Origin of the sequence: Alteromonas sp. KUL49 (assembly GCF_006538345.1) — a bacterium.
GTDB lineage: Bacteria > Pseudomonadota > Gammaproteobacteria > Enterobacterales > Alteromonadaceae > Alteromonas.
Genome location: NZ_BJKL01000006.1, coordinates 318,031 through 339,867, shown reverse-complemented (window position 1 = coordinate 339,867; position 21,837 = coordinate 318,031). Strand labels below are relative to the sequence as shown.

Below are 21,837 nucleotides of genomic sequence, written 5' to 3'. Positions count from 1 at the left end.
CCTGCCAGAAAATAGCTTTCGGCATTTTGCTCTTTGTTTTTGCTGCGCTTGCCAGCAATTAAGCCAACAATACTGATCACTAAAAAATAGCCCCCAAAACTGAGCCAATCTTCAGCAGAAAGCTGAATTACATTATCCATAACTGAACTCTATTAGTAATATAATATTATGTTACTTTGTTTTGGATAAAAGTAAATATATTGTTTATGTGTGGGAAACAAGATGTCACAAAGTAAGGTTAAGTAGCGTGATGAATTGATAATTAGAAACAGATAAAAGGTGCTCAGCTTTTATTCATGTAATCGCTTTAATTTACGTCGCTAAACAATTAATATTGTAATAATATTTACCAGTGAAAACCGCGAATAACGGCGAATTTGGCCTCAGTGCTAAGGAAGCAACTAACCATGTCGAAGCTTGACAGAAATAAGAATTTATCCCAACGAATGACCAGTGAGCTTGGAAGAGCAATCATCGCTGGTAAGTACGACAAAGATAAAGGTTTGCCTACCGAAGCGATACTCTGTGAGCAGTTTGGAATCAGTAGGACTGCAGTGCGAGAAGCGATAAAGATGCTTACTGCGAAAGGGCTAATTTCAAGCAAACCCAAACAGGGTATTCGTATTCTGAGTCAAGAAGACTGGAATATCTTGGACTCAGAGATGCTCTCGTGGATGCTTGACGAGGAACCATCGCTAGCAGTGCTTAAAGAGTTTACTCAGATGCGTATGGCTGTTGAACCAGAAGCCTGCGCACTTGCATCACGTCTTCAAAATAAGGAGCGAATCGCAGCGATTGGAGATGCTTTGGAACGAATGAAAAACGCCATGGAAAGTGGTGATCAAGAGGCCGAACTCAGAGCTGATATAGATTTTCACGTCGCAATTCTATATGCAACGTCGAATCGATTTTATATTCGAATGAGAGATTTTACTAAGACTGCTCTCTACGTAAGTATTCAACATACCTCCCCGATTAAAGCGCTTCCAGAAGCGATATATGAAGAGCATGCAAGAATTTATCAAGCCATTAAAACCGGCAATGCTGAACGAGCGAAAAATGGTATGTTTCTGCTGATTGATGAAGCGCTCACATTTATAGAGCAGAAATTAGACACAAATTAATTGCTCAAAACACGAATTGATACGATCACATCTATCGCCAACAATTCACGTATCCATGTAAAAAAATTGTATTTACTCTTCACATTTCCTTTCGTTTAATGAAATAATATGTATTATAATATTAGTTATTTCGGGTTTCATGATTATGAGAGAGAAGAGTTCCATGAAGTATGGTGTATTTGTTGCGGTTCTATTTGTAATCTTCGGGGGGCTTTTTGGGTGTTCTCAAGTTGAGGTGAATAGCCAAGACATAACCTCTCAGATTGAGACAAATAACGAGAGTGAAACGTCAAAAGAACCTCCGAATATTATTTTTATTTTAGCTGACGATATTGGATACAGTGACCTTAGTATCAATGGACAGTCAAATTTCTCAACGCCTAATTTAGATGCACTTGCGAACGAAGGTATCAATTTTACGAATTTTTACTCAGGGTCTGCGGTATGTGCACCCTCTAGGAGCGTACTGTTAACGGGTTTGCATAGTGGTAGAACGCCTGTAAGAGCTAACTTCATGACCATACCTTCTGTGGACGTGAACGGAAAACCAACGTTTAAAAGTAAAAGTTTCGATGACGAAACGGTACTAGTTTCCGAAGTTTTACAAGACGCTGGTTACACTACAGGTATTGTTGGTAAGTGGGGGCTGGGCGAGATAGATGACAGTGGACACCCGAATAAGCAGGGCTTTGATTATTTCTTTGGTTATCTAAATCACGTTCACGCACACAACCACTTCACCGATTTTCTTTGGCGCAATAGCGAAAGAGTTGAACTCAACAACGTAACGACATCCGTAGACTGCAGTTATTGTTTCAAGTTCGGTTTTGACGGCACTGTGACCGACATTGAGCAACGTAATGAATACGCAGATGATAGGTTACACGTCGAAGCCCTTCAATTTATCGAACGCCACGCCAACGATGAATCTCCATTCTTTCTCTTCTACTCGTTAATTTCGCCTCACGCAAACAACGAAGCTGACAAAGTAGATTGGGCTCATGGAATGGAAATTCCAAATTACGGTGAATTTGACGACGAATTGTGGCCCGACACTGCAAAAGGGTATGCCGCAATGGTTGCCAACGTCGATAGTTACGTGGGTGACATCAAGAATAAGCTGACATCTTTGGGGTTGAGTGAAAACACTATCGTTATATTTAGTGGCGACAATGGCCCTCATGCTGAAGGCGGTAATGACCCAGAGTTTCATAATTCTAATGGTAGCCAACGAGGTATTAAAAGGGATTTATACGAGGGTGGAATTCGAATGCCAACCATCGCTTGGGGGCCTGGAACAGTGCCAGCCGGGGTGGTGAGTGATCATATTGCCTACTTTGGTGACGTGTTCGCAACCTTTACGGAACTCGCTCAAACTGAGTTCGAAGGGGAACTTGATTCATTGAGTTTTGCACCAACGTTGCTCGGCGAGAATAATCAAGCAAATCATGACTATCTTTACTGGGAATTCCATTTACATGGTTCATCACAGGCCGTAAGACAAGGCAAGTGGAAAGCAATTCGTTTGCCATTAATGACTGGTCCAATAGAACTCTACGATTTAGACAGTGATCCGTGGGAAACCACGGATGTCGCCGCAGACCATCCTGCACTTGTGGAGTCTTTCGATAAGATTATGTCAGATAATCATTTTCCTCACCCCTATTGGCCTGTCAGCAAGAGTGACATGAGCCCCGATAGAAAGTCACAACAACACCAAATCGCAAATTAATAGTTAGGATATAAAAGCAATGGATGTTTTTTACACTATCAAGAAGTGCCTTGTGATGGGGCTACTCACAGCAACAGTGGCGGGATGCGACAATTCCGATAGTGAGAGGGTTGCTGCCACAGAAGTAACGCCACCCAATATTATCTGGATCATGGCTGATGACCTTGGGTACGGCGATCTGGGAAGCTTTGGCCAAGAAAAATACAGACGCCCAATTTAGACCGTATGGCAGAACAGGGTATGACGTTCACCGACTTTTATGCAGGAACGACGGTGTGCGCACCATCGCGATCAGTCCTAATGACTGGATACCACATGGGACACACAAGTGTCAGAGGTAATGCGGACAAGACTATTCAAACGCTACTACCTGAGGACTTTACCGTAGCTGAATTGCTGCAAGATGCTGGGTATAGCACAGCACTCATTGGTAAATGGGGTTTAGGTGATGAGGGAAATACTGGATTGCCAAATGATCAGGGGTTTGATTACTTTTTCGGTTACCTAAATCAAGTTCATGCCCATAATCACTACCCTGATTTTCTTTGGAGAAACACAGAGAAAGTTGTTTTACCGAACAAGGTCGAACCTAGCCCATTTCCCTATATGTCTTTTCATGGTGGTGTAGCAAAACACGAGAATAGAAGGGTATATGCTAGCGATCTGTTTTACCAAGAATCATTAGAGTTTATTGATGGTCAAGGCGACAATCCTTTCTTTCTTTTTCTTTCTCTAACGAGTCCTCATGCGAACAATGAATCTGAAAAAGTGGATTGGGCACATGGCATGGAGGTACCTAGTTACGGACAGTATGCTGACCTCGATTGGCCTGAACCCGCGAAAGGCTACGCTGCAATGGTGAGTCATATTGATGATGGTGTTGGCAAGATTCTCTCTAAGCTGATAGAGCAAGGCATTGATGAAAACACTATTGTTATATTTACTAGCGATAATGGACCACACGAAGAGGGAGGAAATGACCCATACTTTTTCAATTCCTCAGGGCCGTTTAGTGGAACAAAGCGAGCGCTCACAGACGGTGGAATTCGTGTTCCAATGATTGCCTGGTCACCAACTCGCATAGCTGCGAATAGTTCTACCAATCATATCGCTTATTTTGGTGATTTCATGGCGACTGCTGCGCAAATTGCTGGAGTTTCTGCGCCTGAAGGCCTGGATAGTATCTCTTTCCTGCCGACGTTAGAAGGACAGACCGAGCATCAGAAATTGCACGAAATGCTGTATTTCGAATTTTACGAAATGGGTGGAATTCAAGCAGTGAGATACGGAGATTACAAAGCCATTCGCAGCCCTTTTCACACAGGTGACTTGGCTTTATACAATGTGGTAGATGATCCCAAAGAATCACAGGATATTTCTGACGCGTACCCAGATATTGTTGAACACATCGAGCAATTCATGGCTTCTGCCCATGAACCATCGCCTAAATGGAAACCTTCGGCTGGCGCCGCGGGAAGAGACTGAGAACTGGAGTAGTTATGATCGAGCTAGATTTACTTGATTGGATAGTACTTTGTGCTTTTTTTGCCATGTTAGTAGCCGTTGTTGGCTTTTCCATGCGTTCAAAAGAAAACGACACCGAAGACTATTTTTTAGCAGGCCGAAATGCAACGTGGCTAACAATTGGTGCATCTATATTTGCATCAAATATTGGTTCAGAGCATTTAGTTGGACTATCTGGCGCTGGAGCATCATCGGGCATGGCCCTAGCTCACTGGGAGCTCCAGTCATACATTATTTTGTTGCTGGGTTGGTTTTTGGTGCCCTTTTATTGGTCATCTAAAGTGTACACTATGCCAGAATTTCTAGAGCGTCGTTTTTCTGCACGGTCTCGAACATTCCTCGCTGGTATTTCTATTGTTAGCTACGTGCTGACCAAAGTCGCGGTAACCGTTTACGCGGGTGCATTGGTATTACAAACATTGCTCGGCATCGATACGATCTGGGGAATCGATTTCTTTTGGATCGCTGCAATAGGGATGGTAGTTGTCACTGGGATTTATACTGTGCTTGGTGGTATGAAAGCGATTATGTGGACATCCGTGGTGCAAACTCCCGTGCTACTCGTCGGTTCCATTGTTATCGTGTGGATAGGTCTAGACTTGGCCGGTGGTTGGGCTGAAGTAGAGCGCATTAATCAAGAAAACCTGCATTTGATTCGGCCATGGGATGACCCAAATTTCCCTTGGCCAGGCGTAATCTTTGGTTCTTTCATTATAGGCTTTTGGTACTGGTGTACTGACCAGTACATTGTTCAACGTGTGCTATCTGCGAGAGGAATCAAAGAGGCAAGACGAGGAACTATGTTTGCTGGTTATCTAAAGCTGTTGCCAGTATTCCTTTTCTTGTTCCCAGGTATGATTGCTGTGGCATTAAAAGAGAAAGGAATCATCAGTTATGGTTCATCTGATGCGGCATTCGCAACGTTGGTTACCGAACTATTGCCAGCGGGAATAAAAGGTATTGTCATAGGAGGGCTTCTCGCTGCATTGATGAGTTCTTTGGCATCTTTATTTAACTCTTCCGCGACACTTTTCACTATTGATTTTTATAAGAAGTTTAAACCTGAAGCGAGTGAAAACAATTTGTTGCAGGTTGGTCGCATTGCGACGGTGGTCATTGTGATCTTAGGCATGCTTTGGATACCGCTAATGCTCGCGTTATCTGCAAATTTGTTTGAATACCTACAGCAAGTTCAGGCTCTCATTGCTCCGGGGATCGCTGCAGTATTTTTGCTGGGAATCTGTAGCAAACGGATTACCGAGGCGGCTGCATTCTGGGGACTTGTGATTGGTTTTGCATTGGGGATGTGTCGTTTAGTGATGAGTTTCTTTGCCGAAACATTGGCATCGGTACCTGTAATGGGCTGGTACGCCAACGAAAATTGGTTGTATATCTGTGTGGCTCTTTTCATCGTGATTATTCTTCTCATGGTTGTACTAAGCGCATTTACCCAACCAAAAGACGAGGAGTCTTTGAAAGGATTAACGTTGCAAAGTGTAGATCCTGATCAAGTGGCAGAAATCAAACGTGGTATTGATTACTGGGACTATGTTCATACTGCGGCCATTCTAGGAATTACCTTCTTTATCTACTGGCGCTTCTTCTAGAGCCCCATCATTAGGAGCAAAAGACTATGTTGTTAAAACGCGGTTTGACACTATGTTTGTTCATGTGCTTGTCGTTTGTTGCCAAAAGTGAGGAAGTGCAACCGAACTTTTTGTTTATTGCGGTTGATGACTTAAATGTATTCAATACTGCAATGCAGCATCATGAGAGTAGTTTTTTACAACGGGTTTATCCAGACGAAACTAGTAGGCAACAGGTTTACGACAGGCTTACCCCTAACCTTGCGTCGCTCGCTCATAAAGGAGTGACGTTTAATTATGCCTATAGTGCTGCGCCTTTATGTGGCCCATCAAGAACGGCGTTGCTTACTGGAGTCCCACCCCATATTTCAGGATATGACAATCATCAAAAGCACTTCCGTCATCACGAGAGCTTAGCTAATGTTGTCACCTTACCTCAGTATTTAAGGCGAAATGGATATTTCACTGCAGGTGTAGGTAAAGTTTTTCATAAGGGAAGGGCTGTGTATGAAAAAGGGCATTTTAATGACTGGCCTGACCGTTTGTTTTCATGGGATGAATGGCTTGAAATGTACGTAGGCAATGGTAATCAAAGTGGTTTGTCACCGTCTGCTAGAGAAACTCTGAGCCCTTACTATCTTGGAGATGAAAAAAGTTACAAGCGCTTTGGGATTACAGAAGTACAAACTGAGTTCTCAAATGACTATCGCAATATGGAGTTTGTTGCTGAACTCTTACTCAATGGAGAGTCTTCAAGAGTAGACGCAAACGGCGAGCAACGAACGGTGGTTTTACCCAAGGACAAACCATTCTTTTTGGCGGCAGGAATGTTTGCTCCACATTTACCTTTTGTCGCAGAACAGAAGTATTTTGATTTATTTCCTCAAAACGAAATGGCAATTAATGGAGAGTTTGTTGAACAACTGGTGGACGAGGTGAGTGGTTTGTCTACCGGTGCTGACAAGCTCGTGAGAGATAGCAGTTTCGTACAGCTTCTCGCACAAAACGAGGCAAGAGGTTCAGGTTTGGGCGTAGCGGCGTTTAAGGCAAAATTGCAAGCATACCTTGCTACTATCGCCTATGCAGACCAATCGATTGGCGTATTACTTAATGCTATTGATGAGCACCCTTTAAGCAGCAACACTGTTGTAATTCTTTGGAGTGATCATGGTTATCATTTGGGGGATAAATTAAGAGAAGGGAAAATTACCTTGTGGGAACCAGCAAATCTTGCAAATTTAATTATCATAGACCCTCGGGCCAGCGACGCTATGCAGCGTACTACGGACGTTAAAGTAAGCCTTCAAGATCTCTATCCTACGATTGTTGAATTAGCCGGTTTGTCTATTCCCAGACACGTGCATGGGACTAGCTTAGTCGATGTGATTAACAATGATGAGAGCAATTGGGAAAATGCGGTGCTCAACACCAATGGGTTGGGCAATCATGCAGTTCGCACTGATGAATACCGATATATTCGCTACAGAGACGGTTCTGAGGAGCTATTCAACATGGTCAATGACCCGTTCGAAATAGATAATTTAGTGAGTAGCGCTGAGAGTAAAGAACAGCTCGATAGTCATCGACGTTTGTTGGATAGACTACTTGCTAAACGCACTCACTAAATCTTGATGTTAGAGTGAAAAAGATTTTTGCCACTGACCCATCGTAATTTTTACCGTGATTGCTGAATCCGTGTCGATATCAATGTATTGATTACCTCTGAGCAACGTGCCAGAGGTGATTAGTTCATTACTCTCAGACCATATTGAGAATTGCATTTTTTTGTATGGTGCAACTATCTCGACCTTGCCGTTTTTCTTGTAGGCATAGGTAAACCAATTGGCTATCTGTTGTTGTGTAAACGGTGTGTTTGCCGAACTGTCGGCTATCAGTCTAGCTCGCTCGTTTAACGAGAGCATAACGGAAGCAGAGACTTCTTTAAATCGAGCGATTAAATTTGCTTCGCTGTTTGGGGTGAAGTGGTTGAACAAAACTGCATCATCTAGGCTCAGATCGATAGGTTCTATTGAATGTGTTTCGTTCAGCAATATCCAAAACGTCGCTCCATCACTTTGATCTTGCTTTCCGAAATAGAATTTAGCTCTATTAAATAATTGACCTAATCGGCTGTGTTCAAAATAGGGTTCTCTGATAGTGTTTTTACTGGCGTTGACGAGACCACTTTGTCCAGAGGAACCGAGCTCATAAAATCTGATGCCATGACGTTTGGCGACATCCTTTACATATCTACATGCATTCAGGTCGTCTAAGCAATTGGCTACGTTGTGCGGATGGTCAATCGAACCTTGATGGTGAAAAGAGGTAGTCCAATGTGACACTATTCTGAGATTATTTAGTGCATCGATATTACGGGTCGCAATTAGATGATTTAGCAGTATTGCTGTTTCAGTGAGGGGGCCCCAATTAAGCACAGTGACTGGTTGGTCAGATGCATATTTGGCCAAAGCGCTTACACTGGGAAAATTATCAAGCGTCCTGTAGTCATTATCAATGTTAAATGATATTGGGTTTGCACCTTGCGTCAGGCTAGACCAAGTGAAGGGGACATGAGTTGGGAAATCTAGACCTCCTTGTCTGAATAATGTCGCATCATGATTGTACGCACTGATAAAGGTCTCCTTTAAAAAGGGCAGTGGATTATTTTGAGCCCCTCGGTTAGTCGAGCCAACGACTATATTAATGATATTGAATCTGTCTGCATTTAGGAGTAATGCGGCCAGTGAAACTATATCGTCGGGATCATTAATAGGATGGCCGGTATTCGTCGTTACAGAAGGGTCCGATAAATCTGAGTATACCCATATATTTGGCTTATCTTCCTGATCAAAAGAGTGGCAGTGAAACACATTACATACAAGTAGACCTACAAATAGAACAGGTTTCAAAAGTGAAAGTGTCTGCATAATAGCTGCTCCAAAAAAAGGAGCTTAAAAAAAGCTCCTCAATGCGCGATTATTGATTGTCGTGTGGTTTAGGTCCTTTGGGCGGGATCCACTCTTGATTTGAATCGACTACAGGACTAAATCGATAAAGTCCCGCGCCGTGAGCCGGAAGCGTTTGCGAAAATCTTACCGAAGCCCTACCAATAGGCTTCTGTTGCCACAGGTCTCTGACTTGGTAATCACCACGTAAATCTTCCCAATTGAAATCAAAACCAACTTCTTTTTCTTGATCACTCAGGTTAAACAAAGCGATAAACAGATCGTCGCTCTGAGAGTCACTCGCTATCCACGCAGCGTAGTGTGAATCGGTTTTTCCCGACTTATCAGTTTCTTCGTCTACGCGGACTATTTGTCGGTTGTGTTCACTGTTCTGGTTTACGTACAAAACTTCATCGTTCTTGAAAAAGGTCTCTATTGTAGACATGTCAGTAGACGTTAAGTCTGCACCAATCATCAGCGGTGACCTTACAATGGAAAATAGTGTCATCAATGAATACTGTTCGTCTAATGTGAACTTTGATACACGCTCTTTACCGTGAGGTCGATCGTCAAGAGAGAGCTTCCCAAACGGGATCATATCTGCGTCTGGCCAAGTATTATTGCCAATAAATGGAGACCACTTGTCTAAAAGCTGGAAACTGCGCTTAAGGTCTTTCCAGCGGTCCCAAAAGTCTTTTGATACGCGCCAAAGGTTAGCGTTGCCCTCTAAGTGATTGGCCCAGGCAATTGGCGCTTCACCGCACGATAAGCTTAACACCATAGGGCGTCCCGAGCGGTCAATCGCTTTGCGCATCATTTCAATTTCGCCAGCGTAATAACTGTGAAATTCACCGCCACAAGTGCCCATCATATCGTCGGCTTTGATGTAATCGACACCCCATTCAGCATATTGTGCAAACAAGGAATCATAGAACGCCTGAGCACCCTCTTGACGATAGTCAATGCCGAACATATTGTTAAGCCAACCGGCATGGTCGTTAAATTTTGCGATATCTCTAGCGCTTTTGTCCGAGCCTAGGATGGGGGTATTTTCATACCATGCATGACGGTGCATTCCACGCATAATGTGAATACCAAATTTCAGCCCTTTGCTGTGAACGTAATCAGCCAGTGGTTTAAAGCCTTGTCCATTTGCTGATGATGGGAAACGTTCAACAGCTGGCTGAAGACGACCATATTCATCCATGGTTACTGCTTCAGGGTACTTGAGTGAGCCATCTTCATTGAGTCGAACATTGGGATGACCAATACGTCGCTCAAAATTATCTGCAGTGTTATGAGCACCTGGTGCGGGGTTCCACCAAATGTAGTCTATAACCGCATACTCCCAACCATGAGGCTTCAAATGCTCTGCGATGAAGTCGACGGTTTCAATATATTCTTGTTCGTTAATTCGACTATCCCAGGCATCAAAACTGTTCCAACCCAACGGCGGTTTTTCAGCGACTTGGTGAAGAAAAGAGTCGCTCGCGTCAACATCTGTTTTCCTCAGGTAATCAGGTGTACTCGTGCTTTGTGTAGTTTCATTTGTCGCAGTACAGCCCTGCGAAACTATACTGGCAAAAAGTAGCCCTATTCCGATTTTTAGCTTGTTGTTCATTACATCCTCTACCAATAAGTAAGTGCTTTTTAATGAGCATATCGTGAAAGTTGTAATCGATAATATATTATATAATAATACAAATAAACATATTTAACGTATTTTTAACGAGTAAAGCATAGGAAGCAGGTGCGATGAAATTGATTCGAGCAAAAGTGTTTCTGGTAATCACCACTTGTATATTAAGTGTGATTCATCACAGCAGTTTCGCGAATGATAGACCAAATATAGTGCTAATGGTGGCGGATGATCATGGTAGAGAGGCGATTGGTGTATACGGCAACCCTCTAATACAAACACCGAATATTGATGCACTAGCAGACGTCGGTCTTAAGTTTGACCACGCCTACGCAACAAGTGCAAGTTGCAGCGCGTCGCGCTCAGTATTGTTAACTGGGTTACATAATCATGCAAATGGTCAGTACGGACATGCTCATAGCTATCATCACTTCAGCACACATGGTAGTGTAATTGCGCTTCCTACTCGTTTGAAAAATGCGGGGTATCGTACAGCGCAAGTGGGTAAGTTTCACTTAGCGCCAACAAGTACCTACGCTTTCGAACAGCGCCTCCAAGCTCCCTACGCCAAACCCAATGGCGAGAGAGATTCCGAAGGCATGGCGACAGCGGCAATTCCTCTGATTCAGGAAACATCTGAAAAACCTTTCTTTTTGTACCTGGCGACTAATGACCCACACCGTTCAGGAGATATAAACAGCACTGGTGATAACATCTTTGGCAATGTGCCTGACGACAGTGGTGAGGGAATCGCTAGGCTGGGGTTATCGATGCAAGATGTTGTTGTTCCATCATATTTGCCAGATTTACCCAGTACTCGCCGAGAACTCGCTGAGCTTTATGCATCAATAAGTAGAGTTGATAAAACACTTGGTATTTTAGTTGATGAGTTAAAGCGCGCCGGAGAATATGAAAATACCGTCATTATTTATTTATCTGACAATGGAACCGCTATGCCCGGTGCAAAAACTACGGTTTATGACCCAGGCATTCGTTTACCTTTGATCATCAAGCCCGCTGGAAAGTATGAGCATAAAGGTAGCACTACGCAGGCAATGGTGAGTTGGACTGATATTACGCCGACAATTTTGTCATTGGCATCGGTAGATGTAGATGGTGAAAATTTCCATGGTCGTTCTTTTTCGGAGGTCATCGAATCGCCTACCAATACCCATGGTTGGGATAAAGTTTTTAGCTCTCATACATTTCATGAAGTCACTATGTATTATCCAATGCGGTCGGTTAGAACGCCTAAGTACAAGTTGATTATGAATATTGCATCTGGACTGACTTACCCGTTTGCCTCAGATCTTCAAGTATCCAGCACCTGGCAAGAAGCACTGACAAATGTTGCTGGAAATTTCGGAGCACGTTCAATTGAAAGCTACTTACATCGCCCTAAATTTGAATTGTACGATGTGTCGACCGAAAAGGGTGAAGTACTAGAAAACGAAAACTTGATTGACCATCCCGACTATCAAAGCGTTTTTGAAGAATTATCTTCCCAGCTTATAGAGTTTCAGCAACAAACCAATGACCCTTGGCTTTACAAATGGGAGTATGAGTAATGAAAACTCTCCTATTTCTAGTCCTCTGTTGGGGAACGAGTTTTGCCGTTGCCCAAGCTACTGCAGGTATGTCTCCCAATGTTATTTTTATTTTGGCCGACGATCTTGGATACAACGAAATAGGCCCATACGGTCAGACTAAGATTCGCACTCCCAATCTTGATTCGTTAGCGGAATCGGGGATCACCTTTTCTCAGTTCTACGCGGGAGCTCCTGTGTGTGCAACATCGCGTAGTGTATTGATGACAGGCCAGCACGCTGGTCATACTCGAGTACGAGGAAATGCTTTCCCGGAAGACAATGGCAAGCAGGAGCTATTAGATGAAGACTTCACTCTAGCAGAGCTATTTAAAACGGCAGGCTATAAAACTGCATTGGTGGGCAAATGGGGGCTTGGTATGCAAAATACTCAGGGACACCCGAATAAACAAGGCTTTGATCACTTTTTCGGCTACTTGAGTCAACATCATGCGCATAACTATTACCCAACCTATTTGTGGCGAAATGAATTGAAGGTGGGCTTACCAAACATAAATCTTCCAATGGGAAATGGCCGAATCTATGGTGCCGGTGTAGCGCCTATTCACGGGCGCAATCTTTACGCGCCTGATCTCTTTGTTGAGGAGGCCGTCGACTTCATAAATCAGAATGCAACGGAGCCATTTTTTCTCTACTTCGCTACCAATGTGCCCCATTCGAACAATGAGGCTACTCAACTGAGAAGAGCCGATGGTGCAGAGGTTCCCGATCTTGGGAGGTACCAAGAGGAGGCATGGCAAGAGGGAGCAAAGCGCCATGCTGCGATGATTACAAGAATGGATGGTGATATTGGTACTATCATTGAAACCTTAGAGTCACTCAATATTAGAGAAAACACTATCATTGTATTTTCCTCAGATAATGGACCTCATGTGGATCATACGGAACCACTAGAATTTTTTGAGCCGTCTGAGCCTCTCATAGGCTGGAAAATGGAATTAGCTGAGGGGGGATTAAGAGTACCTACTATCATTTCCTGGCCTTCGTTAATTGAAACGCCTAGACAAAGCAATGCGGTTGCCTATTTCGGTGATTTTATGGCAACGTTTGCGGCAATTCTAGGCGTCGAAGCACCAGACGACCTCGATAGCAATAGCTTTTTACCAGTATTAAAGAGGGAGCATGAGGCTTTTGTTTCGTCGGAATTCTTATATTGGGAGTTCAACGGTAAAGACAAAGGTGTGGTTGTGCTAATGGACGGCAGGTGGAAAGGTATTTTGCGTTCTCGCGTTGTCAATGGTCATCGTCGTGCGGCACCGTTTGAGCTATTCGATTTGCATAACGACATCAAAGAAGTAAATGACGTAAGTGCTTTACACCCAGAAATTTCGGCTGCGATACTCGATTACATGAAAAAGGCCAGAACTCACAGTGAAAACTGGCCTCCTGTAATAGATTTCACTACTTATTAAGTAGTTCTTCCGCCATACCTACTAGCGTATCTAGCGTAAAGCCAAAGTGCGCTAGTAGGATGTTTCCGGGCGCAGATTCACCAAAGCTCTTCATGCCCAGTACCTTCCCCTTCAACCCAACGTATTTACGCCAAAAGTCTTCATGGGCCGCTTCAACAGCAATTCGGTTTTCAACACTTGATGGTAATACTTTTTCCCTATATGAATCTGGTTGCTGGTCAAACAGCGAAGTAGAGGGCATAGAGACCACCCGAACGCTATTTCCAAGGACATTGGCGGCTGCAAGTGCAAGTGATACTTCAGACCCGGTGGCCATAATGATGAGTGAAGGTGTGCCTACGGAGTCACGAAGAATATATCCTCCATTTTCTATGGCTTTTACCTGACTTACACTTCTATCCACTGGCATAAGGGCTTGGCGAGAAAAAACTAGCGCTGACGGTCCGTTCTGACGGCCTATAGCCATTTTCCAAGCTACGGCGGTTTCCGTTGCATCACAAGGGCGCCATGTATTTAAATTGGGCGTATTTCTGAGGTTGGCTAGTTGTTCAATTGGCTGGTGGGTTGGCCCATCTTCTCCCTGTCCAATAGAATCATGGGTATAAACAAAAAATGTTTTGAATACCCATTAATGCAGCCATTCTTACGGCATTACGAGCGTACTCCATAAACATCAGGAAAGTTGCACCGTAATTTATAAATCCACCGTGGAGTGCGATACCATTCATTATGCCACTCATGCCGAATTCACGAACACCATAGTAGATGTAGTTACCGTCGGCGTGGTCCTGTATGCCCTTAGAACCGCTCCAAAGTGTTAAATTGGAACCGGCCAAATCGGCCGAACCACCCAGTAGTTCAGGAACTAAACTAGCTATTTGCTCTATGGTATTTTGTGAAGCTTTCCGAGAGGCAATTTTTTCTGATTTTTGCTGACACTGCGATATGTACTCATCGATCTTCGCTTCAAAATCTGCCGGTAATGTTTTGTTAAGCACACGTCTTTCAAATTCATCGGCGAGACTCGGGTGAGCGTGACGATATTGTTCAAATAGCATGTTCCAGTGCTGCTCGCGTTGTTCACCCCTTACTCTTTGATCCCATCCGTCATAAATATCCTGAGGGATTTTGAATGGAGAGTATGACCAACCTAAAAATGCTCGAGCTTGAGCAATTTCATCTTCGCCCAGTGGTGCTCCATGACAGTCATGAGTTCCGGCTTTGTTTGGAGAACCAAAACCAATTGTCGTCTTGCAGCAAATGAGAGTGGGCTTTTCACTACAGGATTTGGCAGTATCAATAGCCGTTGATATTTGCTCTGGGTCGTGTCCGTCTACCGACAGTACCTGCCAACCATACGCGAGAAATCGCTCTTTGGTATTATCAGTAAACCAACCTTCTACATGACCGTCAATCGAGATACCGTTGTCGTCCCAGAATGCGATTAACTTACCTAGCTTTAACGTTCCTGCTAATGAGCACACTTCATGAGATATTCCCTCCATCAGGCAACCATCACCTAAGAAACAATAGGTAAAATGATCAACGATATCGAAGTCTTTACGGTTAAATGTAGCCGCTAATGTTTTCTCCGCAATTGCCATACCTACTGCATTGGAAATTCCGGCGCCCAGCGGACCCGTAGTAGTTTCAACACCTGGTGTATAACCATATTCAGGATGTCCCGGTGTTTTCGAATGCAATTGTCTAAAGGCTTTTAATTCATTTATATCAAGGTCATACCCCGACAAATGGAGCAATGAATAAATTAGCATTGAGCCGTGTCCGTTGGATAATACAAACCTATCCCTGTTGGGCCATTCTGGGTTGACCGGGTTGTGTGATAGGAATTTTGTCCAAAGTACTGTGGCAATGTCAGCCATCCCCATTGGTGCGCCAGGGTGTCCAGAATTTGCTTTTTGAACCGCGTCCATTGAAAGCGCACGAATAGCATTGGCGAGTTGTGAATGATTTGTCATTTTTTTCCCATATTGTATTATTCATGTGTATTTATAGTACAATATTATTTATTGTATGTGGGATTAATTTACTTTTATCGGTACAAAAATAATAGATAGGAGAGCAGGTAATGAGGCGTTCGCTATGCTGGATACTTGGAATAGTAGTAATTATTTTAGCTGGATGTAGTCATGATATATCCACTAACAGTATCCCTGAAAAGTTAGAAAACGTGACGGAAGCTCCTCATGTTTCATACTATGACTACGATAGTGTTAGTAGTTACCATCGTTCAAACCTTTTTTCTGTGACGGTAGGCGGACGGCCTATAGACTTGCTGCTAACTACCCCGCCTTCTGAAGCAATGTCTCCGAAGCTAGAACCGGGAAAGCAAGATGGGGCAGACGTTTATCGCCAGAATAACCGCAGCTTTTCTTGGGGACAGTTTGACTTTGATGCGTCATACGCTGGTGTAGCGGTGACAGCGACAAAAAATGTCGATGACGGCTTTATACGCGACATTATTGTTCGTCCAACACAGCTAGAGGGAATTGCTTATGAGATTGTTGAGAAAGACTTAGTTGCAAAAACCATAAGAATTAATGTGCTACAAAGCAATCGCAAGCTGTCGATTGAGTTTGTTGACGAACGATACTCTGAAATTCAATCACTTCCCTTTGACGCTTTACTTTTATTTGCTGATCAGCCGCAGTCAAAAGATATTGCGTCAGCCTTGAACCTTGAGGATCCAAAGACATACCTTGTAAAGGATGGCAGTGTTTTTGACCGTCAGCGAGCGGAAAGTGCGAGTAGTGTTATTTTTGAGCCAGGTTTACACGATATCGGCTTATGGTTTGTTCCTGAATCTGTGTCTCGTATTCACATTGAAGGGGGCGCCTATGTGCGAGGAGCGTTGAATGGCGATCACGATGAAAAGTCGGGAAGGTCAGGATTTCACGTTACTGGCAGAGGTGTATTGTCTGGAGAACTGTTTCAGTTTAGAGCTGATGTTAGAACTAATGGTGAGGCGGTTTGTGTTGATGACAATGGCTACTCGGCAGGTTGTCCCCGGTCAGGTGTTAAACCAATAGATGCTAATCAAAACAACTTTTTAATCGAGGGTATTACTATGGTCAACATACCTTTTTACGCTCTCGGTTTGAGTTATGACAAAGATATACCCCTTGCGCAACGTTCTGGAATTATAAGCAACATCAAAATGCTTGGTATGTGGCGATACAATAATGATGGTTTTGCTCTTCCCGATAACGTTGTAGTTGAAGATTGTTTTGTGTCAGCTATGGATGACGCTTTCAAAGTTTACAATCACAACGCGACTGTCCGCGACTGTGTTGTGTGGCAGATGGATAACGGTGCAATTTTTCAATTTGGATGGTTTCCAAAAAGCGTTAATAAGGCTCTTATCGAAAATATTCACGTTATTCATACAGAATGGACGGGACTGAATAAAAATAGGGGGCTGGCGAATCTGACGGAGCGTCCAGCTGGCAACAGCAACGCTGGAGAAATTTCAGATATCACATTCAGAAATGTGTACATGGAAGGTCCGGTTAGTCGGGTCGTTTATCTGAAAAATGGCCTTTATCCTAATCAATCTTACTCCCGTTGGTATTTCGAAAATATCAATGTTGAACGTCTATTTCCTTACGACCAAATGGTACTTACTAAGCGTCGCTACGGTGGAAATGGACAGCTTTTGCCAACATTGCAGATAAATGCCATCCAAGATTTCAATTTAGGCAGTGGGAACATAGAGGATATCTATTTCAATGGGCTTTACATCAGCGGAGAGAGAGTAACAATGGAAAATGCGGGAAATGTCGGGGTATTCGATATTAATGTCGATAACAAAGACGTAGTGCAGTTTGAGTAATGCTCAAACTGCACATGAATTGATTGGCACTGACCTAAACATTACATATGTTTAGCAAGCAGTGCCTCTAACTGTGCTTGGTCAACAGCGAAATTACGTATTCCCTCAGAGAGCTTTTCAGTTGCCATAGCATCATCGTTCATTGCCCATCTAAACTGTGTTTGTTCGATAGGTAAAGGCGCTTCAATGGTTTTACCATTGTCTTGTAGCGCTCGCTCTAACGGTGTATCCGTATTCGCCAAAGTTTCAAGTAATGATGGGCTTATCGTAAGTCTGTCGCATCCTGCTAGCGCTTGTATCTGTTCAATGTTCCTAAAGCTTGCCCCCATGACGATGGTGGAATAGCCATGAGATTTGTAATAGTTATAGATATTTGCCACTGACTTTACGCCAGGATCGTCGTGTGGCGCATAATATTGAGTGCCTGTTTTCGCTTTGTACCAGTCAAGAATACGTCCAACAAAGGGTGAGATAAGAAAAACTCCCGCTTCGGCACATGCTCTTGCTTGCGCAAAGCTAAAAAGCAATGTCAGATTACATTTTATGCCTTCTTTTTCCAAAATTTCAGCTGCTTTGATCCCTTCCCATGTTGAAGCGATTTTAATTAGTACTTTGTCCCTGGATACTCCCATATCATCATAAAGCTCGAGTAACTGATACGCTCTGGAAATAGTCTCTTGGGTATCGAATGATAATCTAGCGTCTACTTCAGTAGATATCTTCCCCGGTACAAGTTTGCTTATTTCTTTACCAATAGATACGGCTAACTTGTCACTCGCCAGAGATAATCTAGCTTCACGCACTGACGTTTGCTCACAGGCCCATGAGACAGACTCTTGTAATAACTCGGAATATTGAGGAAGCGTAGCTGCCTTAAGTACTAATGAGGGATTTGTCGTAGCATCCACTGGTGAATACTTCTTTATAGCGTCGATATCGCCGGTGTCCGCTACTACGGTGGTCATTTTTTTAAGTGCTTCGAGTTGATTCATTAATGGCTTCATCCATATTGTGATAATTCAAGGAATATTTTTACATATTATTATATTATTTATAAGGGGTGTCTTGTATTCTATTGGTAAAATCAATGTCTAAAATTTCGACATTATTCCTCGTTTTTAGCTCTTGTTGTCCCTCCTAATGTTTGAAAATTGTTAATAAGTAATATAATATTTATTTTTTGCTGGAGATATAATTTTTTGACTGAGTGGGTATTTGTCTTAAGTGTGGTTGTTGTTGGTTCTGCATTACAGAACACAATAGGCTTTGGTTTTGGCTTGTTGTGTGCTCCGTTATTTATGCATGTCATGCCTGAATTAGTGCCTGTACCTCTAATATTCGCTTCGTTACTAATTACCAGTGTTATTGCTGCAAAAGACTTCAAGCATGTGAATCAATATCAACTAAAGTATTCGGTCACTGGAGGAGTTATAGGGGTTGCATTGGCTGGTACCATCTTGGCTTCAGTAACGGTTGGAACCTATAAACTTATCTTTGGTATTTTGATACTCGTTGGAGTGTGTTTATCTGTATTGGGTTACTCTCCAAAGATTAGAGGTAGAGAAAGTTTTGTTGCGGGAAGTTTAGCCGGCTTTATGGGGTCGTTGACTTCAGCAGGCGGAGCTCCGATGGGTATCCTTTACCAAGGAGCTAATCAAAAAGAGGTCAGTGCAAACCTAAACTGCTTTTTCGTTGCTATTAATTCTGCGGCAATCTTTGCTTTGCACGTCAATGAGCTGATCACCATTCAGCACCTCACGCTATTCATGCAGATAGTGCCGGCAATGATTATAGGTTTGTTGTTGTCACATTATTTCGCTAGTTACTTGAATTCACTTCCAATGAGGCCCCTGATTTTATTTATAGCCTCTATTTCAGCGCTGATCTTGGTACTCTAATATGAAACCATTTAGAAACATATGCATACTCGTCAGTATTTTTATTACTTTGAGCAGTTGTATTGTTAGTATGCAAGCGCTTGCTACTGTTCCTGATGACCCACGAGCTCGAAATCCTATTTTGCCGGGGTTTTACCCTGACCCTTCAGTAGTACGAGTGGGTGAAGATTTTTATTTAGTTAATTCAAGTTTTGAGTGGTTTCCCTCGATTCCTATTTTCACTAGCCGAGATTTGATTAACTGGAAGCAGATTGGGCATGCTGTATCTAACCCAGACTATTTTGCTGCGTTAAATAAGGTAGATACGAGTAGAGGTGTATATGCGCCGACCATTCATTATCACAACGGGTTGTTCTACATAGTCTCAACGTGTGTTCAATGTGGACAAAACTTCTATGTGACTTCAACTGATCCCGATGGCCCATGGAGCAAACCCATTTGGATAGAAGGTGATCGTGGTATCGACCCATCTTTCTTTTGGGATAAAAATGGTAAGTCTTACTATTTGGGTACGGGTATTCTCAACAGACAAGAGGTGACTTGGCCAAATCCCAATGGAATTTGGATTCAAGAGATAGACCTAGTCGAAGGCACTTTGCTTGGTGACAAAACGCAGCTTACCTACGGACACGCGAGTAACGCTCGCTGGACAGAAGGGCCTCATTTGTACCTGAAAGACGGTTACTACTATCTCATGGTAGCCGAAGGAGGCACCTCTGAAGATCATGCCGTTACCATCTTTCGCAGTGAAAACATACTCGGCCCATATATTCCAAACCATAAAAATCCAGTGCTTACGCATCGTAACCTAGGAGAAGACGTACACATTCACAGTACCGGTCATGCAGATATGATACAGACACAAAACGGCGATTGGTACGCGGTTATGCTTGCAAAGCGCAGGTTTGACGACTTGACACCTCTAGCTCGTGAAACCTTTTTGGCACAGATAAAATGGGAAGATGGTTGGCCAGTATTCAATCCTGGAAAAGCTCGATTAGAGTTAGATATTCTGATTCCCGATTTACCTTGGACTCCCATCGAGTCCACACCAATTAGAGATAATTTCTCTACCCAAAAACTCTCTCTCGATTATGTGACTCTCAGAGCGCAAACCAGAGAGTGGCTGACAATCGGTGACAAAGGACTAATGCTAACTCCAAAGTTTGCCTCTCTTGATGAAGAGCATCAGCAGCCTTCGATGGTCGTGAGAAGAATTCAACATCCGAGGTATAGTGCCTCCACGCGTGTTGATGTCGAAAACTTTGAAAAACAAGATGAAGCCGGGCTAGTGATTTACCGCAACTATCGCAATCACTATAAGTTTTTTCGGAAGGGAAACAGTTTGCAAGTCGTCCACAACCATAAAGGTCAATCCGTAGTGATTGCCCAAACATTTATTGAGGATGACCCTATAATATTGGCTATTGAAGACAATGGTCCAATGTTGTCTTTCATTTATCGCAGTGATGCGGGCGCTAGTAAAGTGCTCGTGAGTAATGTGGACGCGTCGTCCACAAGTGATGAGGTCGCTGGAGGATTTAATGGTCCGATGATCGGCATGTATGCAAATACGAGTTTGTTTGATAAATCAAAAATAGCGCAATTCAGTTGGTTTGAATACAAAGGGACTGGTGTTCATTAACCTGTACAGATAAAGATATAATTGTCATAAGGGTATATATCCGGGTTCTCCAAGTTGTTATCATCGAAAAAAAGCAGTAGATGAAAAAAGCTGATGAACCTTACAAATACTTACCCAAGTTTGAATGGAAAAACTGTCGTTATAACAGGAGGCGCTTCTGGTATTGGGGCCAACCTTGTTGAGGCTTTTTGTAGACAGCATGCCAGGGTAGTGTTTCTAGACAGAGATGAAGAGAAGGCGACAAAGCTGCTCTCTTTGTTTGAGGGCATGGGGGAGTTTCCATTGCCTCGGTTCTATGCTTGTGACTTGATTGACATCCATCAACTGCAAGAAGTTTTAAACGACATTATCGAACGCTTCGACGGTATCGACGTTTTAGTCAATAACGCCGCGAACGATGATAGGCATGATTTTAGGGATGTGACTCTCGAATATTGGGATGAGCGTATTGCAATAAATCTCAGGCACTATTTCTTTGCTGCTCAGTCAGTGTACGAAACTATGAAAAGCAAAGGTGGTGGTTCAATAATAAACTTTGGCTCTATGAGTTGGTATGCCACCCACGGAGGCATGCCAGGTTATACAAGCTCGAAGGCTGCTATTGAAGGTATGACGCGCGGGTTAGCTCGCGATATGGGAAGCGACAACATACGAGTTAATACTCTCGTTCCGGGATGGGTACTCACTGAGCGACAATTACAAAACTCATTATCAGATGAATCGGCACGCGAGAGCGTAAAAGAATCTCAGTGTATTAAAGAATTTGTAATACCTGAACATATTGCCGCAATGGCATTGTTTTTGGCCTCGGATGATAGTCGAATGTGTACTTCACAACACTTTATTGTTGATGGAGGGATTATTTAAACAAT

15 protein-coding genes and 1 pseudogene are annotated in these 21,837 nt (G+C 43.1%); 12 read left to right on the top strand and 4 right to left on the bottom strand.

From position 1 onward, the window contains the following. Window positions 1-407: 407 nt before the first annotated feature. The 6 genes from EYS00_RS12940 to EYS00_RS12920 all read left to right on the top strand — a co-directional run bounded on the left by EYS00_RS12940 (window position 408) and on the right by EYS00_RS12920 (window position 7,591). A complete protein-coding gene (locus EYS00_RS12940) occupies window positions 408-1,124 on the top strand; it encodes a FadR/GntR family transcriptional regulator (protein ID WP_130637244.1) in 717 nt (238 codons plus the stop codon). Between the two features lie 163 nt (window positions 1,125-1,287). Continuing rightward, window positions 1,288-2,856 carry an arylsulfatase gene (locus EYS00_RS12935; protein WP_165399378.1) on the top strand — a complete coding sequence of 523 codons (1,569 nt, stop codon included), beginning with the start codon at window positions 1,288-1,290 and terminating at the stop codon, window positions 2,854-2,856. A gap of 19 nt (window positions 2,857-2,875) precedes the next feature. Beyond that, the gene (locus EYS00_RS20695; protein ID WP_207301706.1) at window positions 2,876-3,076 is read left to right on the top strand and encodes a hypothetical protein; all 201 of its coding nucleotides are present in this window, start codon (window positions 2,876-2,878) and stop codon (window positions 3,074-3,076) included. A gap of 5 nt (window positions 3,077-3,081) precedes the next feature. Beyond that, entirely contained in the window at window positions 3,082-4,341 is a 1,260-nt protein-coding gene (locus EYS00_RS12930) for an arylsulfatase (RefSeq protein WP_207301705.1), read from the top strand. A 14-nt stretch (window positions 4,342-4,355) separates the two neighbouring features. Further along, window positions 4,356-5,987: a sodium:solute symporter gene (locus tag EYS00_RS12925; RefSeq protein WP_130637239.1), complete on the top strand. Its 1,632-nt coding sequence runs from the start codon at window positions 4,356-4,358 to the stop codon at window positions 5,985-5,987. A gap of 26 nt (window positions 5,988-6,013) precedes the next feature. Next, complete coding sequence (locus EYS00_RS12920; protein WP_130637235.1) at window positions 6,014-7,591, top strand: sulfatase-like hydrolase/transferase; 1,578 nt, start codon at window positions 6,014-6,016, stop codon at window positions 7,589-7,591. A 9-nt stretch (window positions 7,592-7,600) separates the two neighbouring features. On the opposite strand, the gene EYS00_RS12915 is transcribed toward EYS00_RS12920, so the two are convergent. Beyond that, on the bottom strand, window positions 7,601-8,893 hold the full coding sequence (locus EYS00_RS12915; RefSeq protein ID WP_130637231.1) for a hypothetical protein: 1,293 nt from the start codon (window positions 8,891-8,893) through the stop codon (window positions 7,601-7,603). Window positions 8,894-8,942: 49 nt separating this feature from the next. Continuing rightward, window positions 8,943-10,532: a glycoside hydrolase family 27 protein gene (locus EYS00_RS12910; RefSeq protein ID WP_130637228.1), complete on the bottom strand. Its 1,590-nt coding sequence runs from the start codon at window positions 10,530-10,532 to the stop codon at window positions 8,943-8,945. 134 nt (window positions 10,533-10,666) lie between these two features. Here EYS00_RS12910 and EYS00_RS12905 point away from each other — a divergent pair, with 134 nt between their 5' ends. Both EYS00_RS12905 and EYS00_RS12900 read left to right on the top strand, forming a co-directional pair. After that, window positions 10,667-12,118: a sulfatase gene (locus EYS00_RS12905; protein ID WP_130637225.1), complete on the top strand. Its 1,452-nt coding sequence runs from the start codon at window positions 10,667-10,669 to the stop codon at window positions 12,116-12,118. Next, window positions 12,118-13,569, top strand: coding sequence for an arylsulfatase (locus tag EYS00_RS12900; protein WP_130637223.1), 1,452 nt, complete (start codon window positions 12,118-12,120; stop codon window positions 13,567-13,569). The genes EYS00_RS12905 and EYS00_RS12900 overlap by 1 nt, the downstream gene beginning before the upstream one ends. Here the strand turns inward: EYS00_RS12900 and tkt are convergent. Then, a pseudogene (gene tkt, locus EYS00_RS12895) lies at window positions 13,559-15,548 on the bottom strand (transketolase). The gene EYS00_RS12900 and the pseudogene tkt sit on opposite strands and share 11 nt — an antisense overlap. Window positions 15,549-15,658: 110 nt before the next feature. Between tkt and EYS00_RS12890 the strand changes: the two are divergent. Continuing rightward, the gene (locus EYS00_RS12890; RefSeq protein WP_130637221.1) at window positions 15,659-17,422 is read left to right on the top strand and encodes a hypothetical protein; all 1,764 of its coding nucleotides are present in this window, start codon (window positions 15,659-15,661) and stop codon (window positions 17,420-17,422) included. 41 nt (window positions 17,423-17,463) lie between these two features. Here the strand turns inward: EYS00_RS12890 and tal are convergent, their stop codons facing one another. Further along, complete coding sequence (tal, locus tag EYS00_RS12885) at window positions 17,464-18,426, bottom strand: transaldolase (RefSeq protein WP_130637219.1); 963 nt, start codon at window positions 18,424-18,426, stop codon at window positions 17,464-17,466. Window positions 18,427-18,621: 195 nt separating this feature from the next. Here tal and EYS00_RS12880 point away from each other — a divergent pair, with 195 nt between their 5' ends. From EYS00_RS12880 to EYS00_RS12870, 3 genes are all read left to right on the top strand, one after another. Next, on the top strand, window positions 18,622-19,320 hold the full coding sequence (locus EYS00_RS12880) for a sulfite exporter TauE/SafE family protein (RefSeq protein ID WP_165399377.1): 699 nt from the start codon (window positions 18,622-18,624) through the stop codon (window positions 19,318-19,320). 1 nt (window position 19,321) lies between these two features. Continuing rightward, window positions 19,322-20,965, top strand: a complete 1,644-nt coding sequence (locus tag EYS00_RS12875; RefSeq protein ID WP_130637215.1) for a glycoside hydrolase family 43 protein — start codon at window positions 19,322-19,324, stop codon at window positions 20,963-20,965. Between the two features lie 93 nt (window positions 20,966-21,058). Next, window positions 21,059-21,832: an SDR family NAD(P)-dependent oxidoreductase gene (locus tag EYS00_RS12870; RefSeq protein ID WP_130637213.1), complete on the top strand. Its 774-nt coding sequence runs from the start codon at window positions 21,059-21,061 to the stop codon at window positions 21,830-21,832. Window positions 21,833-21,837: the final 5 nt, after the last annotated feature.